This is a genomic window from Arthrobacter sp. TB 26 (assembly GCF_000427315.1).
Lineage (GTDB): Bacteria > Actinomycetota > Actinomycetes > Actinomycetales > Micrococcaceae > Arthrobacter.
Window position 1 is genome coordinate 1 of the sequence record NZ_AUPJ01000149.1, and the last position, 2,465, is coordinate 2,465.

The window sequence follows — 2,465 nt, forward strand, 5'->3', positions numbered from 1 at the left end:
ACGTCGTCCCAGTTGTTGACCAGCTGCATGTTCTGGTTCACCAGCCACACATTGCCGGAATTCACATCGTTCAGGACCACCAGATCCCGGTTCACCCGGAACACATATTTCGGCGACGCACTGGCCTTCGGCACAGCGACGGTCTTGTCATCGGCATCATTGGCGCAGTCCCGGACATACTTGTTCGCCCCGGACCACGCCGCATGGACACACCCGGCCAGTTGCACCGGCGCCGCCGGTACCCCCTGCCCGCCAAACGTCACCGTCGTCGCCGTCGAACCATCCAACGGCTGCCGCAGCAACGCCTTCGGCGTGGCAATGGCCACCGCATCCGCGGCCGGCCCGCTCAGCTGCAGCTTCGCATCCCGCGCCTCCGCCAACGCCAGCTCACGCCCGCCCGGCAGGAACAACTTCCCCCGGCCCGCATCCAGCACCACCGGCTGGTCCCCCACCACCGCCAGCTGCAGATCCCCGGCACCCTTGAGCCCGTCCCACGTGCTCACCTTCGCGTCCGTGCGCCCGCCCTCGGCATCCACGCTCGTCACCGTGACCTGCCCCGTCTTCGGATCAGCACTGTAAATCCGGTCATCAGCCCCCACCGCCGACACCGTCCCGGCGGAGCCTGCCAGGACCGGCTCTGAATTCTCCGCATCAAAACCGGACACCGTCGACGGCGAGAGCGCCCACACCGTGCCCTTCGCCGCATCCGTCACCGAAATGACCTGCGAGCCGAAACTGACCGCCGCGGCACCGGGCAGCTTCTTGTCCCCGCCCAACCGCATCTGCGCCGCCGACACCTGGTTCAACGTCGAGCCCGCACTGTCATCGACAAACACCGTCGAAGCATCCTGCAACACATCAAACGTCGTACTCGCCGGCGTCACCGCACCATCCAAAACCCGCGACGGATAATTCAACCGCCCCACCGCATTCTTGGACTTCGACACCACCCACACCCCACCATCGTTCAACTCCACCTCAGTGGTCTTGAACCCCGGATAAATGATGGCAGCCGTCACCAGCACCGCCGCCGCGGAAACGACCGCGGTGGCGGTGATGAGCCTGGTGCGCCGCTGGGGTGACCCTGTTTTGTTGGGACGCGGCATTGTGGAGCCCGGCTTCTTGGACCCCAGCTTGGCGAGCAGACGTGTCACAGCTCAGATTTCCTTCAGGATGGCATTGTGGTTCCCCGGCAGGCCCGAGACAAGGCCGCCCACTTCCCGCGACAGCCTAGCGAACGTTCCGGGCGTGCGCGATGGGCAGGACTGCCCACCGGCCGGTGCCCGCCCCGGGCCCGGCGCAGCTATGGTGTTGCCCCGACCGGGAAGGTGCAGAGCGGGACACCGCTTTGGCCGGGGGGTCCGATCGTCGTGTGCCGGGAATCGATCCAGCGCGTCTGGTTCGGCGAACCGCGCATGATGTAGTACCACTCGCCGTTCCCGCTGTAGGGGGTGCCGTGGGGTTTCCAGCACATGATGTCGAAGATGTCGGCGTTGCCCATCCAGGGCCGGTCGGAGTTGCTCTGGCCGTCGCAGGTGAACTTGACCGGGTCATAGGACGTGGCACCGGGCAGGTCCGTGCAGCTGCGGAGCATCCCGGAGTTGAGCCTGGTGGTCCAGCGGGTCTTCGCGGCGCCGGACTGGGCGGAGGCCGAGGCGATCGCCCCGCCGGTGCCGAGGGAGTTGACCGTCTGGACCTGGATGGAGTGCGGTTCGCTGAAGCCGCCGGTGTTGACGGTCCGGCTGCCCGAGGCGGCGACCCGTTCCCAGCCTCCGGTGTCAATTTTGATCTGGGTGTACGCGACGTCGTTGGTGGTGGTCGACGGCGAGTTCCAGCTGAAACTGAGGCTCTTTTGGTTTTCGGCGCCGTTCTGTCCGGACGCCGAGGGCGTTCCGGGGGCGCCGTACGGCGTGGCGGTGGCCCCGGCGCTGGCGTCGGAGCTTGGCGCGACGGACGAGTTGGCCGTGATGGTGATCGTGGTGGGCGCGCCGTTGGTGAAACCGCCGACCTTCTGGCCGGGAGTGATCGCACCGGTTTTTCCGCTGGGACTCGCGTAGTACGTGTAGCTGACCTCGCCGGGCTGGGAGCCGTTCCGCCCGGCCGCGTCGAGCTCCCGGAAGTTGATGACCACGGCCCTGCCCGCGGCGCCGGTGTCCGCCGGCGTCGCGCTCACGCCGGAGACCTGGCCGAGCTTGCCCGTGGCACGGCGCGGCGCTGAGGCCGCGCTGACCGCGCCCTTGCCTGCCTTGTTCTCGGCCTGGACCGTGAACGTGTAGCCGGTTTCGGAGTTGTTCGCGGTGAAGTTCGCGGTCCGCACCGTTCCGGCGACCATCTGGGTCTGGGTGGTGCCCCCGCCGCCGCTCATGGTGACGTAGTAGTTCTTGATGGCGTCGCCGTTGGTGTTCGGCTCGGTCCAGTTCACTTTGAGCTGGTTGGAGGTGCCCACGGCGGACGCCACCGACGTC

The 2,465-nt window shown here is 67.2% G+C and carries 1 protein-coding gene and 1 pseudogene; both read right to left on the reverse strand.

The annotated features are described in order from the left end of the window. Positions 1-1,106 (reverse strand): annotated as a pseudogene (locus tag K789_RS0104920) (hypothetical protein); the annotation flags it as partial. A 197-nt stretch (positions 1,107-1,303) separates the two neighbouring features. Continuing rightward, positions 1,304-2,465 (reverse strand): fibronectin type III domain-containing protein (locus K789_RS0104925; RefSeq protein ID WP_192815729.1); only part of this gene is annotated, 1,162 nt, incomplete at its 5' end.